Source organism: Methyloversatilis universalis FAM5 (genome assembly GCF_000214035.2).
Classification (GTDB): domain Bacteria; phylum Pseudomonadota; class Gammaproteobacteria; order Burkholderiales; family Rhodocyclaceae; genus Methyloversatilis; species Methyloversatilis universalis.
Genome location: NZ_AFHG01000035.1, coordinates 15,083 through 39,572, shown reverse-complemented (window position 1 = coordinate 39,572; position 24,490 = coordinate 15,083). Strand labels below are relative to the sequence as shown.

Sequence of the window (24,490 nt, the reverse complement as noted above, 5' to 3'; positions counted from 1 at the left end):
CGCAGCGAATCGGGTGGCAGCTTCGGCGAGCGTCCGCCGCGCAAGGAGTTCGGTGACCGTCCGCCGCGCAAGGAGTTCGGTGACCGTCCGCCGCGTGCGGCTGGCGAAAAACGGGAGTGGACACCTCGGCCCGACCGCGAAGGCCGTCCGCCGCGCGCCGAAGGTGGCGAGCGCAAGCCGTGGGAAAACCGCGAGCGCCCGGCCCGCAGCGAGTCGGGTGGCAGTTCCGGCGAACGTCCGCCGCGCAAGGAGTTCGGTGATCGCCCGCCGAAGAAGGACTTCAGCGACCGTCCCGCGCGTTCCGGCACCGACTTCAAGCCGCGGCCACCCAAGGCGGCGCCGGTGCGTCCGGCCACGGCCTGGGACGAGCGCGAGACCGACAAGCTGGGTCGCGTGCAGGCGGAGAAGAACGAGGACGGCGACGAGGCGAAGGACGGTATCCGCGTGTCGCGCTGGCTGGCCGACCGCGGTGCCGCCTCGCGCCGCGAAGCCGACGACTGGATCGCCCGCGGCTGGGTGACGGTGGATGGCGAAGTGGCGCTGCTGGGCCAGCGCGTGCTGCCGCACCAGAAGGTCGAGGTGAACAAGGAGGCGCGCGCCGATCAGGCCTCGCGGGTGACCATACTGCTGCACAAGCCGGTGGGTTACGTGAGCGGCCAGGCGGAGGACGGACACGAACCGGCCAGCGTGCTGGTGCTGCCGGAAAACCAGTGGGCCGGCGACCGCTCGGGCATGAAGCTGAACCGCAACCACCTGCGTGGTCTGGCGCCGGCCGGCCGGCTGGACATCGATTCGCACGGCCTGCTGGTGCTGACCCAGGACGGCCGCATCGCGCGCCAGCTGATCGGCGAGGATTCCATCGTCGAGAAGGAATACCTGGTGCGCGTGCGCGCGACCAAGCCCTTCGGCCGCGGCGCGCTGTCAGAGGACTTCCCGGAAGAGTCGCTGAAGCTGCTCAACCACGGTCTGGAGCTGGATGGCGAGGCGCTGAAGCCGGCCAAGGTGAGCTGGCAGAACGAGGAACAGATGCGCTTCGTGCTGCGCGAAGGCAAGAAGCGCCAGATCCGCCGCATGTGCGAACTGGTGGGCCTCGAAGTCGTCGCGCTCAAGCGCGTGCGCATCGGCCGCATTCCGCTGGCCGACCTGCCGGTCGGCAAGTGGCGCTTCCTGCGCCGCGAAGAGCTGTTCTGAGACCGGCCTGATCCGGCCGCGCCGGATCAGGCCACCGCGGCCGCCCGGCCGGCGTCATTCGCGCTGTCGCCCGCGGCCTGCACATGCAGGCCGCCACCGGCCGCCTTGGCCTGGCGCTTGGCATCGGCGGCGGCGGACGCCACTTCCTCCGCGGTGCGGAAGCCCGCGCCCTGCCCCAGCACCACGCCGGCACACAGCGTGGTCAGCGGGAAGCGGGTGCGATTGCCGCGCCGGTCCTCGCCTTCCATGCAACCGCTGGCCAGTTCCTCTGCATTGAACAGGCCGCGCGCCTCGGCGTTGAAGCTGCGGATGATGCGCTCGCAGCGCGCCTGCCAGTCCTCGCTCTGGAACAGCACGATGAAGTCGTCGCCGCCGACATGGCCGACGAAATCGCGCAGCGGATCGGCTTCGCGCTGGATGCTGCGCGCCGCCAGCTTGATCATTTCGTCGCCGCGGTAATAGCCGTACAGGTCGTTGAAAGGCTTGAAGTTGTTCAGGTCGAAATAGGACGCTGCGTAATGCACCTTGCCGGCCATCAGCCGGCGCAGGTGCTCGGTGATCGGAATATTGCCCGGCAGGAAGGTGAGCGGATTGGCGTGCCGCGCCGCCTCGATGCGCATTTCGGTCACCGCGCGCACCAGACTTTCGCCAGTCGCCACGCCGACGTAGCGACCGTGTTCGGTCACCACGAATCCGTCGTACAGATAGCGCTGGTCCTCGCCGGCCAGCACGGTGCTCATCGATTCCAGCGGCGTGCTGCGCTCGACCCGCAGCGGGTTCGGATTCATGAACAGCGCGCACGGCTTCTTGCCATACACCTCCTTGTGATAGGGCTGGGTGTACAGGTCCATGAAGCTGCGCCGGTTGATCAGCCCGACCGGGATGCCCTGATCCAGCACCGGCAGTGCCAGCAGCTGCGGGTGCTCGTTGAACACCTGCACCACCGCCAGATTGGCGGTATCCGGCTCCACCGCCGGCGCCGACATCGCGAGCCGGCTCACGGTGCCGGCGGCATCGCGGTGCGGTGTGTCCGGCAGCACCGCGATCTGGCGGGTCTGCATCAGTGCGGCCAGCGCCTCGGGCACGCGATGCACCGTCTGGCCGCGCGGCCGGCCGAGCAGCCAGCCCTGACCCATGTGCACGCCCAGATCGCGCAGCACCGCCAGTTCGGCTTCTTCCTCTATGCCCTCGGCCACCAGTTCGGCGCCGAAGGAGCGTGCCAGCTGCACCGCGGCCCGCACCGCCTCGACCCGGCGGCTGTCGGTGTGGATGCTGTGGGTGAAATAGCGGTCCAGCTTCACCCGCGGCGGCGCCAGCTCCGCCCACAGGCGCAGGCTGGAGCGACCGTCGCCGAAATCGTCCAGTGCCACCGAGATGCCCAGCGCGGCGAGTCGCGCCAGACTCATGCGCAGCACATCCACTTCGGTCACCCGCTCGTGCTCGGTCAGTTCGAGCACCAGACGCGACGGCGACAGCCCGTGCTGGGCCAGCAGCGACAGCAGCTGCACGCAGCCCTCGGACGCCAGGTGGCGGATGGTGCCGGCGCTGCAGTTCACGTAAAGCTGGCCCGGCGTGGCCGGATTGAACTGGCGCACCGCGGCTTCGACGCAGGCGATCTCGAGTTCGGATTCGAGCTCCATTGCGCGGGCGGTGGCGAACAGCACGGCCGGCAGGTGCAGCGCGCTGCCTTCCGGTCCGCGCACCAGCGCTTCGTGGGCCAGCACCGCGCCGTCCTCGAGTCGGACGATGGGCTGAAAGACCATGCCGAGCGCGCGGCCCTCCATCAGTGCGCGCAGTGCGGTACGGGTGTGGTTGTCGGATGAAATGCTCTGGTCGGTAAGGGTGTGCATGGCGGTGCGTTGTCGTCGTGGACCCGACTGCCTATCGGCCGCCGGCGCCCGCCCTTGCGTGAAGCTTCGATGAAGATTTCGCGACAGTCCCGACCTCCGCTGCACCCGGACCGCGCGCGATGCCGCAGGCCCTGATGTCACCCGACCGTGTCACCTGCCTGTGTCACCAATTCTTAGAAGAACTGCATTCCCGGTGTAACCGACCCTTCCTAGCCTTGCCACACTTTCCGGAGGGATTCCATGAAGTCATTTTTCGAAGAACTGCGCACCCAGCGCTGGGACGATCACCGCTACTACCACCACAGCCGCATCAACCAGTCCCTGCATCTGGTCAGCGCACTGAGCTTTCTCGGCGCCTACGTCATGCTGTTCATCGACCCGGTGGTGTCGGCGCTGCTGAGCTGGGGCGTGGCCATGGTGTCGCGCCAGTCCGGTCATTTCTTCTTTGAGCCCAAGGGCTATGACCATGTGAACCACGCCAGCCACGAACACAAGGAAGACATCAAGGTCGGCTACAACCTGCGCCGCAAGGTGGTGCTGATGGCGATCTGGGCCGCCTCGCCCTTCGTGCTCTACTTCGATCCGACGCTGTTCGGCCTGCTGGCAGCACCGGAAAGCGACCGCGGATTCCTGTACAACCTGTCGGTCACCTGGATCGCCATCGGCATCGGCGGCCTCCTCTTCCGTACCGTCCATCTGTTCTTCCTGATGGGTGTGCAGTCCGGTCTGGTGTGGGCCACGAAAATCCTGACCGACCCCTTCCACGACGTGAAGCTCTACCACCGCGCGCCGCTGGCGCTGCTGCGTGGCGAACTGATCGATCCGATGCACGCGCAGCACGGCGCGAACGCCTGAACACGTCCATTCGCGCACTTCACAAGAAAGGAAGCCCGCTTGCGCGGGCTTCCTTCATTCCTTCAGCGGTCCCGACATGACCGGACACCGATGCCTGCCCGGCCCTGCCCGCCGTTCAGCGGCGGGTCAGCATTTCCTTCAGGATGGCGCGGCGCACCCGCTTGTTGCTTGCACCCGGCGGCGTCCACCACCAGCCGTCGGCCTCCATCTTCTTCGCGGCGGCCATGAAACGCTCGCTGACCTCGGCGAAATCGGCATCGCTGTAGTTCAGGCTGAAGATGAAGCGGCCGGTGCCCACCCAGCTCAGCAGCAGGCCTTCGGCGCGCAGGTAGTACTGCAGCATCCAGTTGTAGCGCGACGGCACCGCATAGGTGACGGTCCAGATCGAGCCCATATTGGCCACGCCGACCGGCAGCCCGGCTTCGCGCAGGCGCCGGTTCAGGCCGTCGGCGCGCGCGTTCCAGACCGTGTCTGCATCACGGTAGATCGCGTCGATGTCCGGCGCGTCCAGCAGCTGCAGGAATTCGTTCATCGCCCCCATCACGTGCGGGTGCGAGTTGAAGGTGCCGCGGGCGAAGCAGATGTCCGCCGGCCGGTCGTCGCGGTAGCGCTTCATCAGCCGGTGCGGGCCGCACACCACGCCGACCGGGAAACCGCCGCCCAGGGTCTTGCCATAGGTGACCAGATCGGCGCGCACGCCGAAGTATTCCTGTGCGCCGCCTTTCGCCAGCCGGAAGCCGAGGAACACTTCGTCGAAAATGAGCACGATGCCGCGCTCGGTACAGACCTCGCGCAGCTGTTCCAGCCAGTCGGTGTAGGCGGCGCGGTCATAGCCGGCACGCCGGCCACCATCCACCAGCGACGAATCGCCGGGTGCGCCGGCATTGGGGTGCAGTGCCTGCAGCGGATTGACCAGCACGCAGGCGATGTCGCGCCGGGTGCGCAGCACACGCAGCGTGTCGGCGTGCATGTCCTTCAGCGTGTAGGTGTGTTCGGCTGCGGTCGGGTTGCCGACGCCCGGCTGCACGTCGCCCCACCAGCCGTGGTAGGCGCCGCAGAAGCGCACCAGATGGCTGCGGCCGGTGTGGTAGCGCGCCAGCCGCACCGCCTGCATCACTGCCTCGGTGCCCGACATGTGGAAAGACACCTCCTCCATACCGGAAATCGCGCACAGCCGCTTCACGTTGTCGGCCAGCACCGGATGGTAGGCGCCGAGCACCGGACCCAGCGCCTCGACCCGCGCCGCACCGCGCGCCATGCAGCCCTTGTAGACGTCGTAGCCGAACACATTGACGCCGTAGGAGCCGGCCAGATCGTAGAACACGTTGCCGTCGAGATCGGTCAGCGTGACGCCGGCGGATGCCTGCACGAAGGAGCCGGCCTTCAGGTGGCTGCGCACATGGCGGCTGAACTGGAAGGGTACGCGGTAGCTGCCGGTGAACTGCATGTCCGAAACCATGGACTGCGTGTCTTCGGTCAGCGCCCGGGTGCGCGCGTAGCGCTGTGCGTACAGCGCGGCCAGCGCCTCGAAGCCGCTGCGCCTTCGCGCCGCGACCTCCGCCGGCGCGGCGTCCGCGGCGTAGAAGCCACTTTCGTCGAATTCATAGAAGGGCAGCAGTTTCGCCACCCGCCGGGACATTTTCGAATGCCCGGCAAGCGAGCGGTGCTTGGCCCGCGACAGCTGAAGGCGCCGGCGGATGCGCGGCAACAGGGCGGCCAGCGCCGCGGCGCCCGCGATATAGAGAGGAAAGGACTCGTTCATATGTGGCACATGTATCAGCGCGAGGTTACGCAGCCGTGACCGCCCGCCCGTCCCTGTTCCAGCGCCTGATGGCGAACGACGCGCTCAATTTCGCGCTCACCAACCGCATTCCGCGGGCCACCCTCACCCGCCTGTTCGGCCGCTTCAGCAAGGTCGAACACCCCTGGGTGCGCGATCTGTCCATCGGCCTGTGGCGGCGCTTCGGCGAGGTCGATCTGTCGGATGCCCGCAAGACGCAGTTCCGCAGCCTGCACGATGCCTTCATCCGCGAACTGCGCGACGGCGCCCGCCCGCTGGACCCGCGGCCGGATGTGCTGGTGAGCCCGTGTGACGCCATCGTCGGCGCCCTCGGGCGCATCGAGGGCGACACGCTGCTGCAGGCCAAGGGCATGCGCTACACGCTGGAAGAACTGCTGGGTGATCGTGAACAGGCAGCCCTGCTGCGCGATGGCCACTACATGACGCTGCGCATCACCGCTGCCATGTACCACCGCTTCCACGCCCCCGCGGACTGCAGCATCGAAGGGGTGCACTACTTCCCGGGCGACACCTGGAACGTCAATCCGCCTGCGCTGGCGCGGGTGGAGCGCCTGTACTGCCGCAACGAACGTGCGGTGCTCAGTGCACGGATGGACGATGGCACGCCGCTGGTCATGGTGCCGGTGGCCGCCATTCTCGTCGCCAGCCTGCGCCTTCACTGCGTGGATCTCACCCTGCATGCCGGCTACGCCGGACCGCACCGGCTCGACTGTTCCGCGCACGCGCAGCGCGGCGAGGAACTGGGCTGGTTCGAACACGGCTCGACCATCCTGCTGCTGCTGCCGCGGCAGGCGGCGGTCAAGCCTGCGGTCTTCACCGGTCAGCGGCTGCGGATGGGTGAAGCGCTGTTCACGCCGGCGGCGCTGTAGGACGCGCCCGACAGCCTGCTTCGCCGCGCGCCGACGCCGCGTCGGCCGGCTGCGCGCCACCATGTGCTCACCCCGCCGCGTGCGGAATCCGACCACAGGGAGAACAGCATGAACGGAACGCGTACCCTTACCGCCGCCGCCCTTGCCGCGCTGGCGCTGACCCTGGCCGCCTGCGAACGCGAAGGTCCGGCCGAGCGCGCCGGCAAGGCGGTGGACAACGCGGTCAGCAAGGCCGGTGAAACGCTGGACGACGCGCGCGACAAGGCGAAGGACGCCCTCGACGACGCGCGCAAGTCGGCGGACAAGTAGGCGGACACGCCGATGCGCCGCGAACAGTGGCTGGGCGCACTGGCGCTGACCTGCGCACTCGGCGCCGGCGGCTGCTCAGATCCGCCGGAACTACCCCGTCTGCCGGATGCCGCCATCGCCGAAGCGGCAGTGATCGCCGCCGCCGCACCCGGCACGCGCGGTGTGGACAGCCCCTATGGCCGGATCGAACACATGGAACTGCTGCAGGAGCGCAGGCTGATGCGGGAGCGCTTCGCCGGCTGGCTGCGCGGCAACCCGCGTCAGGACGGTCATCCGCCCTCCGGCCGTTACGCCATCACGGTACGTCTGGAAAGCGGCGAACTGCGCACCGTGGTGATGGCGCAGAACGGCCGCTTCCGCGTCGGCGACCGGGTCAGGCTGAACGGGGATCTGCTGGTCGGAACCTGATATCCGGCACGCTCGTAACGCTTCGTGACAGACCGGGGCGGAGGGCCTTTCTAGAATCGGCGTCATGCGATTCTCCGTTTCCTCCCCGATCTTCGGCTGTCGTCCCGTGTGCGCGCTCCTGCGAACCGGTGCGCTGGCGGCCGGTCTTGCCTGCGTGCCGGTGGCACCCGTCTGTGCAGCGGACGATGCCGGCCGCAGCTACGCAGAGGCGCGCCGGCGGGCCGATCTCGAACATTCCGAAGCACAGCGCGAATGCGCGCGCATGGCGCCCGAACTGAAGGCGGATTGTCTGGCGCGCGGCAAGGCCCATCACGAAGTCCGGATGGCTGCCGCCCGTGAGCGCTTTCCCGACGTGGCGCCCCCGCCGCTGGATCCGGAGACGGCGGCCCGTTTCGAGCGCGAGCTCACCGATTGCGACCGGGTGCCGGGCAATGAACGCGCGGGCTGCCGGCTGGACGTGAAGCGGCGCTATCGCCACTGACCGTCACGGCACGGCGGCCGGCCGACGATCACAGCGGCGTCGCGGCGTGCTCCGCCCACCTTTCCTTCACGTCCAGTATCTGCGGCATGCAGCCGAGGAAAAGATCGACCAGATGGGGGTCGAAATGCTTTTCCTTCTGTTCGACCAGCAGCGCGCAGGCGTCGTCCACGGTCCAGGCCTTCTTGTAGGGACGCTCGGTCGTGAGTGCGTCGAACACGTCGGCGATCGCCACCATGCGCGCCTCGACCGGAATCTGGGTGCCGCGCAGGCCGCCCGGGTAGCCGCTGCCGTCCCACTTTTCGTGATGCCCCTGCGCGATGCGCCGGGCCACGGCCAGCAGGCCGGTCTCGTGTTCGCCGATGATGCGCACGCCGATATCGACATGGGTTTTCATGATTTCCCATTCGGCGTCATCGAACTTGCCCGGCTTGCGCAGGATGTGATCCGGAATGCCGATCTTGCCCACGTCGTGCATCGGCGCCGCATGCAGCAGGTCCTGCGCCATTTCCTCGGTCCAGCCGGCGGCGCGCGCCAGGATCTGGGCGTAATGGCTCATGCGGATCACGTGCAGGCCGGTTTCGTTGTCCTTGTACTCGGCGGCCAGACCCAGCCGCTGTATGACCTGCAGCCGCGTCTCGATCAGATCGTGCACGCTCACCAGTGACAGGTGGGTGCGCACCCGCGCCCGCACGATGGGCGGACTGACCGGCTTGGCGATGTAATCCACCGCACCGAGTTCGAAGCCGCGCGCCTCGTCGTCGACATCGCTGAGCGCGGTCACGAAGATGAGCGGAATGCGGGCCAGCCGGCTGTCCGCCTTGAACGCGCGGCAGACGTCATGGCCGTTCATGCCCGGCATCATCACGTCGAGCAGCACCAGATCCGGCTGTTCGACCGACGCCAGTTCGATCGCCCGTCGCCCGTCGCGGGCGAACAGCAGCCGGTAGTCCGCCTGCAGTATCTGCCTCAGCACCTGCAGGTTCGAAGGTTCGTCGTCCACGCACAGCACGGTCTTGCGCGGGTCACCCGCGTCGATGCCGTAGGCGTCTATGCGCTTTTCCGGTGTATCCATTCAGGCTCCCGCTTCTGACGGCACCGGCTGCGTGGAGGTGCGGAGGGCCTCCACCAGCCGTTCGATCCCGGCCACCGCCTGATCGAAGTCGAAATTGTCGATCGCCTCGGACAGCGGCTCGAGCAGTGCGGCGGCTGGATGGCCGCCCACCGCATTGAGCAGCAGCGCCAGCGCCGAGTCGTCCAGCTCGCCGTGCAGCAGCGCGCGTTTCAGTGCTTCGGCGTGACGCAGCGCGGCCGGCAGATCGGTGCGGCCGGGTGCCGCGGACCGTGCCGGCGCCGCTTCCCGCGCGGCCGCGGGCCAGCTGTCCAGTTCCAGGTGCAGGCCGGCCATCGCGTCGGCGACCTCCGCGATCAGGGCGCTGTAGTTGGCCGACTGGCCGGAGGCGGACGCCGCTTCGAGCCGCGCCAGCGCTGCGGTCAGCCGGGTGGCACCGACGTTCGCCGCCACGCCCCGGACCCGGTGCGCCAGCGCGCGGACTTCGTCGTGGGCGCCCTCGGCCGCACGGCTGTCGAGCTTGTCCTTCAGATCCGCGTTGTCGGCCAGCACGCGCCGGAGGGCGCTTTCCAGCCTTTCGGGCGTGCGCCACAGTGCCAGTGCCCGCGCCATGTCGATCAGGCCGCCGGCGGCGCCGGGCTGCGTCGCAGGGGCCGGTGCCGACACGTGGATGTCGAGCACCCGGCCGATTTCGGCGAACAGGTTGTCGAGTTCGATCGGCTTGGTGGCGAAGCCGTTCATGCCGGCTTCACGTGCGGCGATGCGGTCCGCCTCCAGCACGCTGGCGGTCAGCGCGATCACCGGCACCGCCGGGCGGCCGTCCGCGCGCTCGGCGGCGCGGATTTCGCGGGTCGCCTGCAGGCCACTGACTTCCGGCATGTGCAGGTCCATCAGCACCAGGTCGTAGCGCTCGCGGGCAGCGGCGGCAATCGCCTCGCGTGCGGCCACGCAGGCGGTCACCGCATGCCCCTCGCGCGTGAGCAGCGCGGACAGCAGTTCCACGTTCTGTTCCACGTCATCCACCGCCAGCACTTTGAGCGGCGGCAGATGGATCAGCGCCGACGTGGCGGCCACCGGCGCGCTGCCTGGCATCAGCGGCAAGGTGAAATGGAAGGCGCTGCCCTGACCCGGCGTGCTGTCCACCCAGATGCGGCCGCCCATCAGCTCGACCAGCTGCTTGCAGATCGAGGTACCCAGCCCGGTGCCGCCGAAACGCCGGCTCATCGATACGTCGGCCTGGGTGAAGGGCTCGAAGATGGCGGTGAGCCGCTCCGGCGCGATGCCGATGCCGGTATCCACCACCGAAAAGCGCACGTGGCCAGTTTCGGCGCGCACCCGCACCACGACGCCGCCGCTTTCGGTGAACTTGATCGCATTGCCGATCAGGTTGGTGAGCACCTGACGGATGCGCAGCGAATCGCCGCGATAGTGACGGCCGAGCTGCGCGTGCGCGTCGATGGTCAGGGTGAGGCCCTTGTCGCGCGCCTGGATGGCGAGGGTCTGGGTGAGCTGGCCCAGCAGCTCGTGCAGATCGAAATCCAGCATTTCCAGCTCGACCGCGCCGCGCTCCAGCTTGGCGGTATCGAGAATGTCGTTCAGCAGGCGCAGCAGCGAGCGGGCGGACGCGCTCACGACTTCGAGCTGGCGACGCTGTTCCGGTGGCTGGGTCTGGCCGAGCAGCACGTCGCTGAAGCCGATGATGGCGTTCATCGGCGTGCGTATCTCGTGGCTCATATTGGCCAGGAAGGCCGACTTGGACGCGGCGGCCAGTTCCGCCTTCTCCTTTGCGGCCCGCAGCGCCTGTTCCATTTCGCGCCGTTCGGTGATGTCCAGGATGACGCCGTCTATCCATTTCACCGATCCGTCCGGCTCGCGCACCGCGCTGCCGTGCTCCCACATCCAGCGCGTGGAACCGTCGGCGTGACGGATGCGGTATTCGACGACGAAAGGACGGTTGTCGCGGATCGACGCCTCGACCACCCGCCAATTGCTCGCCATGTCGTCCGGGTGGGTGATGGAGCCGAAGCTGCGCACCGGGTGTTCGCCCATGAAATCGCTGGCCGGATAGCCGGTCAGGGTTTCCGTGGCATCGCTCATGAACAGCATGGGCCAGTCATCGCTCATCAGGCAGCGGTAGGCCACGCCCGGAATGTTCTGGATCAGCGAGCGGAGCTGGGCCTCGCTTTCGCGGACCGCGCGCTCCATGTCGCGGTAGTGGGAAATGTCGGCGATATAGCAGACGAAGAGGTCGGCACCGCCGACCTGAGCGTGCCCGATGGACACGTGCAGCGGGATGTCCCGACCGTCGCGATGGCGGCCGGTCACTTCCCGGCTGCGCCCGGCCAGCGAAGGTTCGCGGGTACGCCTGAATTCCGCCAGATAACCCGAATACAGCGCGCGCTCGGGCTCGGCCAGCAGCTGTTCGAAGCTGCGGCCGGTCAGTTCTGCTTCGCGCCAGCCGAACAGCGCCTCGGCGGTCGTGTTCAGGGTCTGCACGGTGCCGTGCTCGTCAAGCGTCACCACGCCATCGACCGGCGTGCTGAGCAGTGCCCGCATGCGCGATTCGCTGGCGCTCAGTTCGTCCACCAGCGCGCGATAGCGCAGCAGCGCGTGACAGCCCAGCGCGAAGCCGATCAGCGCCAGCGTCGCGAGCGTGACCAGCGCGCCCATCATGAGATTGTCGGTCTGCGGCGCGCTTTCCTCGACGCCGATGAAGCGGGCGGCCGCCATGCCGGCATAGTGCATGCCGGCGATCGCCAGCCCCATCACGCTGCCGCTGACCAGCAGGCGAGGCCGACGACCCCGTATCGGGACGAAGAACTTGACCCAGAGCGCCAGCGTGGCCAGCAGCACCGCCAGCAGGATGGACACGCCGAACAGCAGCGGGTCATACAGCAGCGCGGCCTGCATCTTCATCGACTGCATGCCGCTGTAGTGCATCACGCCGATGCCGGCGCCCATCAGCACGCCACCCGCCAGCAGTTCGCGCGGCGTGAGCGTGGGCCGGGTCATCAGCTGTATCGTCGCCAGCGCGGCCAGCAGGCTGGGCAGCATGGACGCCAGCGACAGCCAGATGTCGTACTGCACCGTGACGCAGATGTCGAGCGCCAGCATGCCGATGAAGTGCATGGCCCACACGCCGCCGCCCAGCGACAGGCTGCAGGCCAGCTTCATCAGCCAGGCCATGCGCGGATCGCGCGCCTGTTCCACCTGGCCCACGGTGTACAGCGACACCATGGAACTGAGCACCGCCACCGCGATCGACAGCGCGACCAGCCAGGGCTCGTGGCTGGTGGACATCAGCGCGGTCGACGCTTCGAGTCCGGAGGTAAAGAAGTTGGGCATGAGCAGTCTGATGCGGCGAACTCGCCACCGCGGGCGGGCAAGGCTTTTGTCTCTGTCCGGCTATATCGGTCCCGCGGGCGATATCCTTGACCCGATGCACCTTTTTTTTCACTTCCTGAGGACGCCGCTGCGCGCCCTGTCTTTCTTCGCCTGCACCGTGCTGGCGGGCTGTATCCGCTCGCCGGAACCGGGCACGCTGAGCTTCGCGATCTGGGGCGACATGCCCTACACCCGATACGAGCGCGAGATCGCGCTCGACATGCTGGCCGAACAGGCCGCGCGGCCGATCGCCTTTTCGCTGCATGTCGGGGACCTGAAGGGTGGCAGCACGCCGTGCGACGATGCGGTGTTCGCCGACCGTCGCCAGCTGCTGGAAAGGTCTGCCCATCCGCTGGTGCTGCTGGCTGGCGACAACGACTGGCTGGACTGCAGACGGGCGGCCGCGGGCGGTTTCGATCCGTTCGAAAGACTCACCCATCTGCGCGGCACGATGTTCGGGGACGGCCGGCTGGACGGCGCGCTGCGTCCGGCGGTGCAGCCGGGCGTGCCGGAGCACCGCCGCTGGCGGATGCAGGGCGTGCTGTTCGTCACCCTGAACGTAGCGGGCGGCAAGCTGCCCGACGACCCGCGTGCAGACGCGCTGCGAACGGCGGCCCGGGACTGGCTGGACGCGGCTTTCGACGAAGCGGAACGCACGGCCGCGCCGGCCATCGTGATCGCCTTCCATGCCTCACCTGATTTCGCCGCGGGGGGCCACAGCCCGCGCTACGGCTGGCTGCTGGGCCGGATTGCCGCGCGTGCGGCAAGCGCGTCGCGCCCGGTGCTGCTGGTGCACGGCGACACCCACCTGCATCGCGCCGATCATCCGCTGCGGCATCCGGATAACGGAACCGTGCTGTCGCACGTGATGCGGATCGAAAGCCACGGTACGCCCTGGCTGGGCTGGGCCGAGGTGGAGCTGCGGCCGGGGCAGGCCGCGCCCTTCCGTGTCACGCCCCACCCTTACCGGCGCGATTGAGCCGCCGGCCGGAGCGCTGGGAGAGCGCAGGGCGGACGAGACCGCCCTGCCCGCTCAGAACGGACGGTCGAGCTGCAGCGATTCCTTCGGGCCGCGGTAGATGAGCGGTTTCACCTGCTGCGGATTGCCCGGAATCTGCGCACGCTCCACCGCCTCGACGATCTTGTGGTGGAAGGGCGACTTGTCGCACACCGGGTCGGCGGCATTCGGATCGTTGGCGACCATATAGGCCTGACAGCGACAGCCACCGTAATCCTTTTCCTTTTCCGGACAGCTGGAACAGGGCTCCTTCATCCAGCCGGTGCCGCGGTAGCGGTTGAAGCCTTCGGACTCGTACCAGATTTCCCGAACCGAGCTGGTGCGCACGTCCGGAAACTCCAGGCCCGGCAGCATGCGCGCGGTGTGACAGGGCAGCGCCTTGCCGTCCGGCGTGATGGTCAGGAAGATGTTGCCCCAGCCGTTCATGCACTTCTTGGGCCGGTTCTCGTAGTAATCCGGCACGACGAAGAACAGCTTCATCTTGTTGCCGTGCTTTTCGCGCCACTCATTGGTGATGCGTTCGGCGCACTCGAGCTGTTCGCGCGACGGCAGCAGCTGGTCGCGGTTCACCTGCGCCCAGCCGTAGTACTGGGTGTTGGCCAGTTCCACGTACTCGGCCTCGATCTCGTCCGCCAGCTGCAGGATGGCTTCGATGTGATCGATGTTGTGCCGATGGATGGTGCAGTTCATCACCATCGGGTAGCCGCGTGACTTGATCAGCGTGGCCGCCCGGCGCTTCAGGTCAAAGGTGCGGGTGGACGACAGGAAGTCGTTCATTTCCCGGCTCGAGTCCTGGAAGGACAGCTGGATGTGGTCCAGCCCGGCTTCCTTCAGCGCGTCGATGCGCTTTTCGTTCAGGCCGACGCCGGAGGTGAGCAGATTGGTGTAGTAGCCAAGGCGGTGCGCCTCGGCCACCAGCAGTTCCAGATCGTCGCGCAGCATCGGCTCGCCGCCGGAAAAGCCGCACTGCACCGAACCCAGTTCGCGCGCTTCGCGCAGCACCTTGAACCACTCTTCGGTACTGAGCTCTGCTTCGTGCTTCGCGAAGTCGACCGGGTTGTAGCAGTACACGCAGTGCAGCGGGCAGCGGTAGGTCACTTCGGCCAGCAGCCACAGCGGCGGGCCTATCGTGGCCGCGTCCTGCGCGGCCTGGGCTTCGGCAAAGTCGGTCATGTCGTTTCCACCCACTTCTGTTGCAGCGCCAGTTCGACGAAGTTGATCACGTCCTGCTGCAGGCCCTGCGCGTTGAAGGTCTTTTCCAGATCGGCAGTGATGTCGCCCACACTGGCCTCGCCGGTGCAGCGCTTCAGGATTTCGCCCGCGCTCTGGTTCAGCTTCACCATGCCTTCCGGATACAGCAGCACATAGGCCTTCTGCGCCTCTTCCCACTGAATGCGGAAGTGGCGACCGATCTTCGGCACCGATGCGGTCGTGACGGTCATCTGTGCGCTCACTTGTTTACGCCGTAGGCGTTGGCCATCGCGTCGTTCATGGTCCACAGCACGTCGAGCTTGAACTGCAGGATGTTCAGCGCGCGCTCCTGCATCTCGCGCGTGTTGAAGTAGTTCAGCGTCACGGCCAGGCCCTGCTCCACGTCGCGGCGCGCCTGCGACACGCGGTTGCGGAAGTACTGCAGGCCGGCGGATTCGATCCACGGATAGTGCTCCGGCCAGTTGGCCAGGCGCTCCTTGTGGATCTTGGGCGCGAACAGCTCGGTCAGCGACGAACACACGGCTTCCTGCCACGGCCGCTGACGCGCGAAATTGATGTAGGCATCGACCGCGAAGCGCACGCCCGGCACGACGTGGCGCAGATCGACGATTTCCTCGCGGCTCAGACCGGTGGCTTCGCCCAGCTTGATCCAGGCTTCGATGCCGCCTTCGTCGCGCACCGTGGTGCCGTCCGGCGCGGTGATTTCGTAGCCGTCATGGTCGAGGATGCGCTGTATCCACTGGCGGCGCACTTCGCGGTCCGGCGTGTTCGACAGGATGGCCGCGTCCTTAACCGGGATCGCGATCTGATAGTAGAAGCGGTTGGCCACCCAGCCGCGGATCTGCTCGGGCGTTGCCTTGCCGGTATTCAGCATCACGTTGAACGGATGGTGAATGTGGTAGGCCGCGCCCTTCTCGCGCAGCTTGGCTTCGAATTCCTCGTGGTTCCAGGGCTGTTGGGTGCTCATAGCGTGATGTCCATTCCGTCGTACGAAACCTCGATGCCGTGCGCGTCCAGCTCGCGACGCTGCGGGCTGTCCTCGTTCAGGATGGGGTTGGTGTTGTTGATGTGGATGAGGATCTTGCGGGTGGTCTTCGGCAGCCTGTCCAGCCATTCGATCATGCCGCCCGGACCGCTCTGGGCGAGGTGGCCCATGTCGCGCGAGCGCTTCTTCGACGCGCCGAGCGCGATCATTTCGTCGTCGCTCCAGCAGGTGCCGTCGACCAGCACCACGTCGGCCGCCTGCATCGCGGCCCACACCTGCGGTTCGATCTCGACCAGACCCGGTGCGTAGTAGATTTTCCGGCCGCTGTTCGTGTCCTCGATGGTGACGCCCACGTTGTCACCCGGTACCGGCCGGTCACGGCGCGGCGAATAAGGGGGCGCGTTGCTGCGCAGCGCATGTGCGCGGAACTTGAGTCCGGGCGCGCCGGCGATGGTGAATTCGCGGTCGTCGATGCCCAGCTCGTTCCACTCGATGCCGCAGTAGTGGCCGAGCAGGCGGAACAGCGGATTGCCTTCGGTCAGATCCTGCCGCACCGGCGGCGTGCACCAGATCTGATGCGGCTGCCGGTGTTCGCGCAGCATGTAGAGGCCGGTGGTGTGATCGATCTGACCGTCGATCAGCACGATGGCTTTCACCGCGGTGTCGCGCAGCGCGCGCGCCGGCTGCAGTGCGGGAAAACGCTGGAACTGGGTCAGGATGTCGGGCGAGGCGTTGAACAGCACCCAGTTCTCGTTGTCGCCACTGACCGTGATCGATGACTGCGTGCGCGCGCGCGCCTTGATCGTGCCCTTGCGCAAACCGTCGCAGTTCGGGCAGTTGCAGTTCCACTGCGGAAAACCGCCTCCGGCTGCGGAACCGAGTACGTGCAGACGCATGCTTCTCCTCCGTGGGCTCGGTGGAGCCCGGTCAGGCCTGTTGCGGCCCATTTTTCTGCCGGCAGCGCGAGGCGCCGGATGGAACGGGGCCCGCCCGCGGGCGGGACCGGTGAAACCTGTTCCGGCGGGCGAACCCGTCGGAATCACCCACCTCAGCGGTTGGCGACGTACATCGTGATTTCGAAGCCGAAACGCAGATCGGTGGCCTTCGGGGTTTCCCAGCTCATGGTGATCTCCTGACAGTCGGTTGTGAATGTGCGCGCCGTCTTCCGGCGCACTTTCAGTATCGCGGGGCAGCCGCCCTGCCGCGTCGCCGGTGGCTTGAAGCGCGGCTAGGGAAATTCATGAGCTTCCGGGCGCGCGCAGGGCCGCTCACGGCAGCGCGTCGACCCGGACCCAGATGCGACGCTGCGACTGGGCGTCACGCGTGCCGTAGCGGGTGATGCCGCGCTGGTTCACCTGTTCGTCGTACCCGGACGATCCCAGCTCCATCCACTCACCCAGACGCCCGCGCACGGTGCTGATCAGACGGGCGCTGCGCACCTCGCCGTACTGGGTGTCGGACAGCGATTCCTTCTGCGGAGAGATGTCCAGCGTCACCTGGTCGCCATTAACCCGCGGCTGCGCGTAGAAACCGCTGGAGACGTCACGGTACTGCACGCCCTGACTGATCGCCGCACCGCCCGGCCCGACGATGACCTGGCTGAAGGGCAGCGGCGTGGTGCTGCCGACCTGGATGAAGGCGGCGCCGCCTTCCACCACCTGCACCCGCTGCGACAGCCGGTCACCGGCATCGCCCCGTGTGGACCACACGCGGGCACGCACACGGGTGTCGCGCCCCACTTCGCCGGACACGCCGGCACCGTCCTGCTGCACGGTATCGTCGTTGTCCTGGCGCACCGAAATCATCAGGCTGCGCAGTGGCGTGTCGAGCGCGTCGATGGCCTGCTTGACCGCGGCGCGGGTCGCCGCATCGGCACGGATGAAGATGCGGTTGTTGGCGCCGGACAGCGCGGCTTCGGCACCGACCAGCGGGCGCAACGCCGGCAGCACCTGGTCAGGCGTGCGGTGCTTGAGCGGAATGATGTCGAGCTTCACCTGCGCCACCGCGATCAGCGGACACAGCAGGCAGCACATCAGCAGTGAACGGAGCAGTGCGAGAACGGACATCGGACACCTGCGGCGACGGTTTCGGTACGCAGTGTAGACGTCCGGCGGCGGAGAAAGGTCCTCCGCCCGGGGGACGGCAGGCAGACAGGTCAGGCCGCGACCGACGACATGCTGCCGGCGAAATCCACCCGGTGGGGCGACGCCAGATACTCGCGGGTACGCATTTCGATCAGGCGGCTCACCGTACGGGTGAACTCGTTCGCGTGCGGGCCGTCGGTGTAGAGCTCGGGCGCGTCGACTTCCGCGGACAGGATGAGCTTCACCCGGAAGTCGTACAGCACATCCACCAGCCAGGTGAAGCGGCGCGCTTCGTTGGCCTGGTCACGGCTCATCTTCGGCACGTTGGAAATCAGGATGGAGTGATAGCGGCGCGCCAGTTCGAGGTAATCGTTCTGTGAGCGCGGACCGCCGCACAGCTCGTTGAAATCGAACCAAGCCGCGCCCAGCGAGCGGTCGCGGGTTTTCAGCGTGCGGCCGAGGATTTCCAGCGGACCGGCCGGACAGGGTTCGCCGCAGATCTGGCGGAAGTCCTCGGCCAGCTTGGCGTCCGCTTCCTTGCCGCCGGGCACCATGAAAATGTCCATGCGCTCCAGCGAACGCAGGCGGTAGTCGATGCCGGCGTCGAGTTCGAATACTTCGAGCCGCTTCTTCAGCAGCTCGATGGTGGGCAGGAAGTTCTGCCGCTGCAGGCCGTTCGGATACAGGCCGTCCGGCGGGTAGTTGGACGTGGCGACGAACACCACGCCGCGCTCGAACAGCGCCTCGACCAGTCGGCCGAGAATCATCGCGTCCGCAATGTCGGACACATGGAATTCGTCGAAGCACAGCAGGCGGGTGTTCTTCGCGATCTCGTCCGCCACCTGGGCGAGCGGATCGGCTTCGTTCTTGTGCTTTTTCAGTGCTTCATGGATCTGCTGCATGAAGGCGTGGAAATGCACGCGCTTCTTGCGGCGGTAGGGCACTGCGTCATAGAAACAGTCCATCAGGAAGCTCTTGCCGCGGCCGACACCACCCCAGAACCACACGCCGCGTGGCGGCTGCGCGCGCGACAGCAGTTTGCGCAGCTGGGTGCGGCGCGCAGCCTTGAAGCCGAGCAGCTCGGTGTAGAGCTTCTGCAGCCGCTCGGCCGCGCCGCGCTGCGACGCGTCCGCGGTATAGCCGCGGACCTTGAGCTGCGCCTCGAAGGTGTCCAGCATGCCCCGTTCGGGGACCTTCAGGATGTCATGCGAGGCGGCGCCCATGGTCCGTTTCCCGATCGATCAGAAGTGCAGCGGGCGCTTGTCGCAGGCCAGCGCGGCTTCGTGCATCACCTCCGACAGCGTCGGGTGGGCGTGGCAGATGCGCGCGATGTCCTCGGAGCAGGCGTCGAATTCCATCGCCACCACCGCTTCGGCAATCAGCTCCGATGCGTTGTTGCCGATCACGTGCACGCCGAGGATGCGGTCGGTCTTGGCGCAGGCATACATGCGCACGAAACCGGTGGTGTCACCCTGACCCAGCGCACGGCCGTTGGCCGCGAACGGAATCTGCCCAGCCTTGTACTCGATCCCTTCGGCCTTGAGCTGGGTTTCGGTCTTGCCCACCCAGGCGATTTCCGGATGGGTGTAGATGACCCAGGGCACGGTGTCGTGATTGACGTGACCGTTCTGGCCGGCGATGCACTCCGCCACCATGACGCCCTCTTCCATGCCCTTGTGCGCCAGCATCGGGCCCGGCACCACGTCGCCCACCGCCCACACGTTCGCGAGATTGGTGCGGCCCTGCGCATCGACCTCGATGAAGCCGCGCTCGCTGATCTTCAGGCCCACCGATTCGCCATTCAGGCCGTCGGTGTTCGGAATGCGGCCGACCGAAACGATGAGGCGGTCGCACTCGAGCACATGCTGTTCGTCCTTGTGCTCGTACTCGACGCGCACGCCGGCGTCGGTGCGCTCGACCTTGCCGATCTTCGCGCCCAGCTTGATGCCCAGCTTCTGCTTGGCAACGAAGGTTTTCCAGGCTTCCTTGGTGATTGCCGGATCGGCCGCCGACAGGAATTCCGGCGCCGCTTCCAGGATGGTGACTTCGGCGCCGAGGCGCTTCCACACGCTGCCCAGTTCCAGGCCGATCACGCCGGCGCCGATCACGCCCAGCTTCTTCGGTGCGCCGTCGAAGGCGAGCGCGCCTTCGTTGTCGCAGATCACCTTGTTATCGACCTCGATGCCCGGCAGGTGACGGGCACGCGAACCGGTGGCGACGATGACATGCTTTGCCAGCACGTGTTCGGTAGCGCCGTTGCGGGTCACCGCGATCTTCCACTTCTCGTCCTCGCGGCCGGCGAAGCTGCCCAGGCCGGACAGCAGCGTCACGTTGTTCTTCTTGAACAGACCGCGGATGCCGGTGGTGAGCTGGCCGACGATATTGTCCTTGCGCTTCATCATGACGCCGACGTCCATCTTCGGCGACTCGACCGAAATGCCGTGCATGACGAAGGAGTGGTTGGCCTGCTCGAACAGTTCGGACGACTGCAGCAGCGCCTTGGACGGAATGCAGCCCACGTTCAGGCAGGTGCCGCCGAGGCGCACTTCGCCCTTCGGGTCGGCGTAGCTGTTGTACTCGATGCAGGCGGCGCTTAGGCCGAGCTGCGCGGCGCGGATGGCGGCCACGTAACCGCCGGGGCCGGCGCCGATCACGACGACATCAAATTCTTTGGACATCTTCAATGCTCCGGAAAAAGGAAGCAGTCTGGGTCCGCGGCGCCGCCCGGCCCTCTCTCCGGGCGGCGCTCAGACGTGACTTGCAACGAGAGGGTTTATACGTCGAACAGCAGGCGGGCCGGATCTTCCAGCGCCTCCTTCATGGTCACCAGGCCGAGCACAGCTTCGCGGCCGTCGATGATGCGGTGGTCGTAGGACATCGCCAGATAGTTGATCGGGCGGATGACGACCTGGCCGTTCTCGGCCACCGGGCGGTCCTTGGTCGCGTGGATGCCCAGAATGGCCGACTGCGGCGGGTTGATGATGGGCGTCGACAGCATCGAGCCGAACACGCCGCCATTCGAAATGGAGAACGTGCCGCCGGTCAGTTCCTCGATCGACAGCTTGCCGTCCTTCGCCTTCTGGCCGAATTCGGCGATCTTCTGCTCGATGTCGGCAAAGCTCATCTGGTCTGCGTCACGCAGGATGGGCACCACCAGACCGCGCGGGCTGCCGACCGCGATGCCGATGTCGAAGAAGCCGTGATAGACGATGTCGTTGCCATCGACCGAGGCGTTCAGCACCGGGAACTTGCGCAGCGCCTGCAGCGCGGCCTTCACGAAGAAGGACATGAAGCCCAGCTTGACGCCGTGGGTCTTCTCGAACTTCTCGGCGTACTTCTTGCGCAGCTCCATCAGCGGGCCCATGTTCACTTCATTGAACGTGGTCAGGATGGCGTTCTGTGCCTGCGACTGCAGCAGACGTTCGGCCACGCGGGCGCGCAGGCGCGACATCGGCACGCGCTGCTGCGGGCGGTCGGCCAGCAGTTCTTCCAGCTTCACCGGCATCGGCGGCTGGGGCAGCGCTGCGGCCGGAGCTGCAGCGGCGGCTGCCGGCGCCGGACGGGCCACGGCGGCCGACGGGACGGCCGGGGCCGGCGCGGCGGGCTGCGGTGCGCCGACGGCGTCCGGCTTGGTGATGCGGCCACCGCGGCCGGTACCCGGCACGTCGGCGGCGGTCAGGCCACGCTCGTCCATGATCTTGCGCGCGGCCGGGCTGGCCGGGCCGCCCGGGGCGGCCGACGCCGAGGCGGTGCTGACCTGTGCCGGGGCGGCAGCCGGTGCCGGTGCAGCGGCGGCGGGCGCCGCGGCAGAGGCCTTGGCGTCGGTGTCGATCTGGGCGATCAGTTCACCGCTGGTGACCGACGCGCCGTCGTTCTTGATGATGGCCACCAGCACGCCGGCGTCCGGTGCCGGCGTTTCCAGCACCACCTTGTCGGTTTCGATGTCGATCAGGTTTTCGTCGCGGGCCACGGCCTCGCCAACCTTCTTGTGCCAGCGGACCAGCGTGGCTTCGGCCACCGATTCGGACAGCTGGGGAACCTTCACTTCGATGAGCATTTATCTGTCTCCCTTTCGGAGGCGCCTCAGCGCCCCACTCCTTCGATCGCTGCTTCGATGACCGCCTTTTGCTGGGCGTTGTGCTTTGCGGCGTAACCCACCGCGGGCGATGCCGAGGCCGGACGCGACACCAGTTCGAGCTTGAGCCCGCCCAGCGCCTTGCCGAGGAAGGCGCGCGAGATCAGCCAGTACCACATGCCCTGGTTGCGCGGCTCCTCCTGCACCCAGGTGACAACGGTCGCCTTCGGATAGCGTGCAAGCTGGGTCGCCAGCTCATCGGCCGGGAAGGGATAGGGCTGCTCCAGGCGCAGGATGGCGAGATTCTTAACGTCCTGCGCGCGGCGATGGGCCAGCAGTTCGTAATAGATCTTGCCGCTGCACAGGATGACGCGCTCGACCGAGGCGTCGTCCAGCGCATCCACTTCCGGAATGACCGGCTGGAAGCGTCCGTTGGCCAGTTCGTCCAGCGACGACACCGCGTCCTTGTGACGCAGCAGCGATTTCGGCGTGATGATGACCAACGGCTTGCGTACCTTGCGCAGCATCTGGCGACGCAGCAGGTGGAAGATCTGGGCCGGCGTGGTCGGGATGGTGACCTGCCAGTTGTTTTCGGCCGACAGCTGCATATAACGCTCGATGCGCGCGGACGAGTGTTCCGGGCCCTGTCCTTCGTAGCCGTGCGGCAGCATCATGGTGAGGCCGCACAGGCGGCCCCACTTGGCTTCGCCGGACGCGATGAACTGGTCGAACACGACCTGGGCGCCGTTGGCGAAATCGCCGAACTGCGCTTCCCACACGACCAGTTCGTTCGGTTCGGTGGTGGCGTAGCCGTATTCGAAGGCAAGCACCGCCTCTTCCGACAGCACCGAGTCGATGACGACGAACGGCGCCTGGTTCGGCTGGAGATACTGCAGCGGCATGTAGTTGCCGCTGTCCCAGCGCTCGCGCTTCTGGTCGTGCAGCACTGCGTGGCGATGGAAGAAGGTGCCGCGACCGCAGTCCTCACCGGACACGCGCACGCCGTAACCTTCGACCAGCAGCGTCGCGTAGGCCAGGTTCTCGCCCATGCCCCAGTCCACCGCCTGGCTGCCGGCGGCCATGCCGCGGCGGTCGTCGATGATCTTCTGCACGCGCGAGTGCAGCGAGAAACCGTCCGGAATCGAGGTGAGGCGTTCGCCCAGACGGGCCAGTTCCTCGCGCGGCACGCGGGTGTCGCACTCGTCGGTGTAGGGCTGCTTCAGGAAGGGCGTCCAGTCCACCGCGAAGCGGCGCTGGTGGTTGGTGAGCACCGGATTGCTCGCCAGGCGGCCTTCGTCCAGCGCGGCGCGATAGTCGGCAATCATCTGTTCCGGCGCGGTGGCGTCGATCACGCCGGCGGAAATCAGGCGGTCGGCGTACAGCTTGCGGGTACCGGGGTGCGCCGCGATCTTCTTGTACATCAGCGGCTGGGTCACCATCGGCTCGTCCTGCTCGTTGTGACCGAGCTTGCGGTAGCAGATGATGTCGATCACCACGTCCTTCTTGAACTCGGCGCGGAATTCCATCGCCATCTTGGTGACGAAGGCGACCGCTTCCGGGTCGTCGCCATTCACGTGGAAGATCGGCGCCTCGACCATCTTGAAGATGTCGGTGCAGTACAGCGAAGAGCGGTAGTCGCGCGGATCGGAGGTGGTGAAGCCGATCTGGTTGTTCACGATGATGTGAACCGTGCCGCCGACGCCGTAACCGCGCGTCTGCGAGAAGTTCAGCATTTCCTGGTTCACGCCCTGGCCGGCGACGGCGGCGTCGCCGTGCAGCAGCACCGGGATGACCTGGGTACCGGTCTTGTCGCCGCGACGACGCTGGCGCGCATAGACCGAACCGACCACCACCGGGTTCACGATTTCCAGGTGCGACGGGTTGAACGCGAGCGTCAGGTGGACCGGGCCGGCCGGGGTGTTCACGTCGGACGAGAAGCCCATGTGGTACTTCACGTCGCCGGCGGACAGGTCGGACGCCGCCTTGCCCTCGAATTCCGAGAACAGCATCGAGGGCGCCTTGCCCAGCGTGTTCACCAGCACGTTCAGGCGGCCGCGGTGGGCCATGCCGATCACGATTTCCTGGGCGCCCTGCCCTGCGGCCACGCGCACCAGCTCGTCCATCGCGACGATGGTCGATTCCCCGCCTTCGAGCGAGAAGCGCTTCTGGCCGACGTACTTGGTGTGCAGGTAGCGCTCCAGCGTTTCCGCCGCGGTGGCGCGCTCAAGGAAGCGCTTGCGGTCGTCCGCGCTGTAGCCGTAGTTGCCGCGCATCGGCTCCAGGCGCGACTGGATCCAGCGCTTCTGGGCGATGTCGGCCATGTACATGTATTCGGCGCCGATGCTGCCGCAATACACCTGACGGACCGCCTCGAGGATTTCGCGCAGGCTGGCACGGTCTTCCGGCGGGAACTTGAAGGAGCCGGTGCTGAAGCTGTCGTTCAGATCGGCTTCGGTGAAACCGTAGTGCGACGGCTCGAGTTCGGAAATGTCCGGCCGTTCGGCACGCTTGAGCGGATCGAGCTGCGCCCAGCGGTTACCGAGGAAACGATAGGCATTGATCATCTGCAGCACGCCGACCTGGCGCTTGTCGTCGCCGGTGCCGGCGACGGTGCGGACCGGGCCGCGCTTGGCCATTTCGGCGAACGAGGCCACGACAGGCGCGTGGGCCACGTCGCTGGCCGCGCCGGGCAGATGCTGAAGGGATTCGAAATAGGTGCGCCAGGCATCCGGCACCGAGCCGGGGTTGGCGAGGTAGGACTCGTACAGCTCCTCGACAAAGGGCGCGTTGCCCCCGAAGAGGTAGGAATGGCTCAACATGTGCATCATGGTTCGCTCCTCCGCCCGGGGATACCCGGGTTTGTTGTCGCGTCTTTCCGCGCGGTCGGGGAACATGGCGC

The 24,490-nt window shown here is 67.0% G+C and carries 21 protein-coding genes; 7 read left to right on the top strand and 14 right to left on the bottom strand.

Annotation, left to right across the window (positions count from 1 at the left end; translation table 11 throughout):
• The coding region (locus METUNV1_RS05575) for a pseudouridine synthase (RefSeq protein WP_043359159.1) at window positions 1-1,191 on the top strand (1,191 nt) is incomplete at its 5' end.
• Window positions 1,192-1,217: 26 nt separating this feature from the next.
• Here METUNV1_RS05575 and METUNV1_RS05570 read toward each other — a convergent pair.
• Window positions 1,218-3,041: a GGDEF domain-containing protein gene (locus tag METUNV1_RS05570; RefSeq protein ID WP_008059665.1), complete on the bottom strand. Its 1,824-nt coding sequence runs from the start codon at window positions 3,039-3,041 to the stop codon at window positions 1,218-1,220.
• A gap of 240 nt (window positions 3,042-3,281) precedes the next feature.
• Between METUNV1_RS05570 and METUNV1_RS05565 the strand changes: the two genes are divergently transcribed.
• The gene (locus tag METUNV1_RS05565; protein WP_008059664.1) at window positions 3,282-3,896 is read left to right on the top strand and encodes a hypothetical protein; all 615 of its coding nucleotides are present in this window, start codon (window positions 3,282-3,284) and stop codon (window positions 3,894-3,896) included.
• A gap of 115 nt (window positions 3,897-4,011) precedes the next feature.
• On the opposite strand, the gene METUNV1_RS05560 is transcribed toward METUNV1_RS05565, so the two are convergent.
• The gene (locus METUNV1_RS05560; RefSeq protein WP_008059663.1) at window positions 4,012-5,658 is read right to left on the bottom strand and encodes an aminotransferase class III-fold pyridoxal phosphate-dependent enzyme; all 1,647 of its coding nucleotides are present in this window, start codon (window positions 5,656-5,658) and stop codon (window positions 4,012-4,014) included.
• A gap of 35 nt (window positions 5,659-5,693) precedes the next feature.
• On the opposite strand from METUNV1_RS05560, the gene asd reads away from it, so the two are divergent.
• The 4 genes from asd to METUNV1_RS05540 all read left to right on the top strand — a co-directional run bounded on the left by asd (window position 5,694) and on the right by METUNV1_RS05540 (window position 7,764).
• Window positions 5,694-6,566, top strand: a complete 873-nt coding sequence (asd, locus tag METUNV1_RS05555; RefSeq protein ID WP_008059662.1) for an archaetidylserine decarboxylase — start codon at window positions 5,694-5,696, stop codon at window positions 6,564-6,566.
• A gap of 108 nt (window positions 6,567-6,674) precedes the next feature.
• Window positions 6,675-6,875 carry a hypothetical protein gene (locus METUNV1_RS05550; RefSeq protein WP_008059661.1) on the top strand — a complete coding sequence of 67 codons (201 nt, stop codon included), beginning with the start codon at window positions 6,675-6,677 and terminating at the stop codon, window positions 6,873-6,875.
• 12 nt (window positions 6,876-6,887) lie between these two features.
• Window positions 6,888-7,283 carry a hypothetical protein gene (locus METUNV1_RS05545; RefSeq protein ID WP_008059660.1) on the top strand — a complete coding sequence of 132 codons (396 nt, stop codon included), beginning with the start codon at window positions 6,888-6,890 and terminating at the stop codon, window positions 7,281-7,283.
• A gap of 106 nt (window positions 7,284-7,389) precedes the next feature.
• A complete protein-coding gene (locus tag METUNV1_RS05540) occupies window positions 7,390-7,764 on the top strand; it encodes a hypothetical protein (protein ID WP_008059659.1) in 375 nt (124 codons plus the stop codon).
• Between the two features lie 28 nt (window positions 7,765-7,792).
• Here the strand turns inward: METUNV1_RS05540 and METUNV1_RS05535 are convergent, their stop codons facing one another.
• The gene (locus tag METUNV1_RS05535) at window positions 7,793-8,836 is read right to left on the bottom strand and encodes an HD-GYP domain-containing protein (protein WP_008059655.1); all 1,044 of its coding nucleotides are present in this window, start codon (window positions 8,834-8,836) and stop codon (window positions 7,793-7,795) included.
• Window positions 8,837-12,178 (bottom strand): MHYT domain-containing protein, encoded by a 3,342-nt coding sequence (locus tag METUNV1_RS05530; protein WP_008059653.1) that lies wholly within the window; start codon window positions 12,176-12,178, stop codon window positions 8,837-8,839.
• Window positions 12,179-12,272: 94 nt separating this feature from the next.
• On the opposite strand from METUNV1_RS05530, the gene METUNV1_RS05525 reads away from it, so the two are divergent.
• Window positions 12,273-13,196, top strand: a complete 924-nt coding sequence (locus METUNV1_RS05525; RefSeq protein ID WP_008059652.1) for a hypothetical protein — start codon at window positions 12,273-12,275, stop codon at window positions 13,194-13,196.
• Between the two features lie 54 nt (window positions 13,197-13,250).
• On the opposite strand, the gene pqqE is transcribed toward METUNV1_RS05525, so the two are convergent.
• From pqqE to METUNV1_RS05475, 10 genes are all read right to left on the bottom strand, one after another.
• Window positions 13,251-14,408 carry a pyrroloquinoline quinone biosynthesis protein PqqE gene (gene pqqE, locus METUNV1_RS05520; protein WP_008059651.1) on the bottom strand — a complete coding sequence of 386 codons (1,158 nt, stop codon included), beginning with the start codon at window positions 14,406-14,408 and terminating at the stop codon, window positions 13,251-13,253.
• Window positions 14,405-14,677 (bottom strand): pyrroloquinoline quinone biosynthesis peptide chaperone PqqD, encoded by a 273-nt coding sequence (pqqD, locus tag METUNV1_RS05515; protein ID WP_008059650.1) that lies wholly within the window; start codon window positions 14,675-14,677, stop codon window positions 14,405-14,407. Before pqqD ends, pqqE begins: the two co-directional genes overlap by 4 nt.
• A gap of 8 nt (window positions 14,678-14,685) precedes the next feature.
• On the bottom strand, window positions 14,686-15,414 hold the full coding sequence (gene pqqC / locus METUNV1_RS05510; protein ID WP_008059649.1) for a pyrroloquinoline-quinone synthase PqqC: 729 nt from the start codon (window positions 15,412-15,414) through the stop codon (window positions 14,686-14,688).
• On the bottom strand, window positions 15,411-16,328 hold the full coding sequence (pqqB, locus tag METUNV1_RS05505; protein ID WP_008059648.1) for a pyrroloquinoline quinone biosynthesis protein PqqB: 918 nt from the start codon (window positions 16,326-16,328) through the stop codon (window positions 15,411-15,413). Before pqqB ends, pqqC begins: the two co-directional genes overlap by 4 nt.
• A gap of 152 nt (window positions 16,329-16,480) precedes the next feature.
• Window positions 16,481-16,555 (bottom strand): pyrroloquinoline quinone precursor peptide PqqA, encoded by a 75-nt coding sequence (gene pqqA / locus METUNV1_RS05500; RefSeq protein WP_008060142.1) that lies wholly within the window; start codon window positions 16,553-16,555, stop codon window positions 16,481-16,483.
• A gap of 145 nt (window positions 16,556-16,700) precedes the next feature.
• On the bottom strand, window positions 16,701-17,498 hold the full coding sequence (locus METUNV1_RS05495) for a hypothetical protein (protein ID WP_008059647.1): 798 nt from the start codon (window positions 17,496-17,498) through the stop codon (window positions 16,701-16,703).
• 89 nt (window positions 17,499-17,587) lie between these two features.
• Window positions 17,588-18,739 (bottom strand): cell division protein ZapE, encoded by a 1,152-nt coding sequence (gene zapE / locus METUNV1_RS05490; protein WP_008059646.1) that lies wholly within the window; start codon window positions 18,737-18,739, stop codon window positions 17,588-17,590.
• Window positions 18,740-18,757: 18 nt separating this feature from the next.
• On the bottom strand, window positions 18,758-20,194 hold the full coding sequence (gene lpdA, locus METUNV1_RS05485; protein ID WP_008059645.1) for a dihydrolipoyl dehydrogenase: 1,437 nt from the start codon (window positions 20,192-20,194) through the stop codon (window positions 18,758-18,760).
• 95 nt (window positions 20,195-20,289) lie between these two features.
• A complete protein-coding gene (gene odhB, locus METUNV1_RS05480) occupies window positions 20,290-21,573 on the bottom strand; it encodes a 2-oxoglutarate dehydrogenase complex dihydrolipoyllysine-residue succinyltransferase (RefSeq protein ID WP_008059644.1) in 1,284 nt (427 codons plus the stop codon).
• A 26-nt stretch (window positions 21,574-21,599) separates the two neighbouring features.
• A complete protein-coding gene (locus tag METUNV1_RS05475) occupies window positions 21,600-24,419 on the bottom strand; it encodes a 2-oxoglutarate dehydrogenase E1 component (RefSeq protein WP_008059643.1) in 2,820 nt (939 codons plus the stop codon).
• Window positions 24,420-24,490: the final 71 nt, after the last annotated feature.

Coding starts and splice junctions, on each gene's coding strand:
- METUNV1_RS05545 (WP_008059660.1), top strand. CDS start 6,888: ATGCGCCGCGAACAGTGGCTGGGCGCACTGGCGCTGACCTGCGCACTC.
- METUNV1_RS05560 (WP_008059663.1), bottom strand. CDS start 5,658: ATGAACGAGTCCTTTCCTCTCTATATCGCGGGCGCCGCGGCGCTGGCC.
- lpdA (WP_008059645.1), bottom strand. CDS start 20,194: ATGTCCAAAGAATTTGATGTCGTCGTGATCGGCGCCGGCCCCGGCGGT.
- pqqC (WP_008059649.1), bottom strand. CDS start 15,414: ATGAGCACCCAACAGCCCTGGAACCACGAGGAATTCGAAGCCAAGCTG.
- odhB (WP_008059644.1), bottom strand. CDS start 21,573: ATGCTCATCGAAGTGAAGGTTCCCCAGCTGTCCGAATCGGTGGCCGAA.
- METUNV1_RS05570 (WP_008059665.1), bottom strand. CDS start 3,041: ATGCACACCCTTACCGACCAGAGCATTTCATCCGACAACCACACCCGT.
- pqqE (WP_008059651.1), bottom strand. CDS start 14,408: ATGACCGACTTTGCCGAAGCCCAGGCCGCGCAGGACGCGGCCACGATA.
- pqqD (WP_008059650.1), bottom strand. CDS start 14,677: ATGACCGTCACGACCGCATCGGTGCCGAAGATCGGTCGCCACTTCCGC.
- METUNV1_RS05530 (WP_008059653.1), bottom strand. CDS start 12,178: ATGCCCAACTTCTTTACCTCCGGACTCGAAGCGTCGACCGCGCTGATG.
- METUNV1_RS05565 (WP_008059664.1), top strand. CDS start 3,282: ATGAAGTCATTTTTCGAAGAACTGCGCACCCAGCGCTGGGACGATCAC.
- METUNV1_RS05550 (WP_008059661.1), top strand. CDS start 6,675: ATGAACGGAACGCGTACCCTTACCGCCGCCGCCCTTGCCGCGCTGGCG.
- METUNV1_RS05525 (WP_008059652.1), top strand. CDS start 12,273: ATGCACCTTTTTTTTCACTTCCTGAGGACGCCGCTGCGCGCCCTGTCT.
- zapE (WP_008059646.1), bottom strand. CDS start 18,739: ATGGGCGCCGCCTCGCATGACATCCTGAAGGTCCCCGAACGGGGCATG.
- METUNV1_RS05475 (WP_008059643.1), bottom strand. CDS start 24,419: ATGATGCACATGTTGAGCCATTCCTACCTCTTCGGGGGCAACGCGCCC.
- pqqB (WP_008059648.1), bottom strand. CDS start 16,328: ATGCGTCTGCACGTACTCGGTTCCGCAGCCGGAGGCGGTTTTCCGCAG.
- METUNV1_RS05495 (WP_008059647.1), bottom strand. CDS start 17,498: ATGTCCGTTCTCGCACTGCTCCGTTCACTGCTGATGTGCTGCCTGCTG.
- METUNV1_RS05535 (WP_008059655.1), bottom strand. CDS start 8,836: ATGGATACACCGGAAAAGCGCATAGACGCCTACGGCATCGACGCGGGT.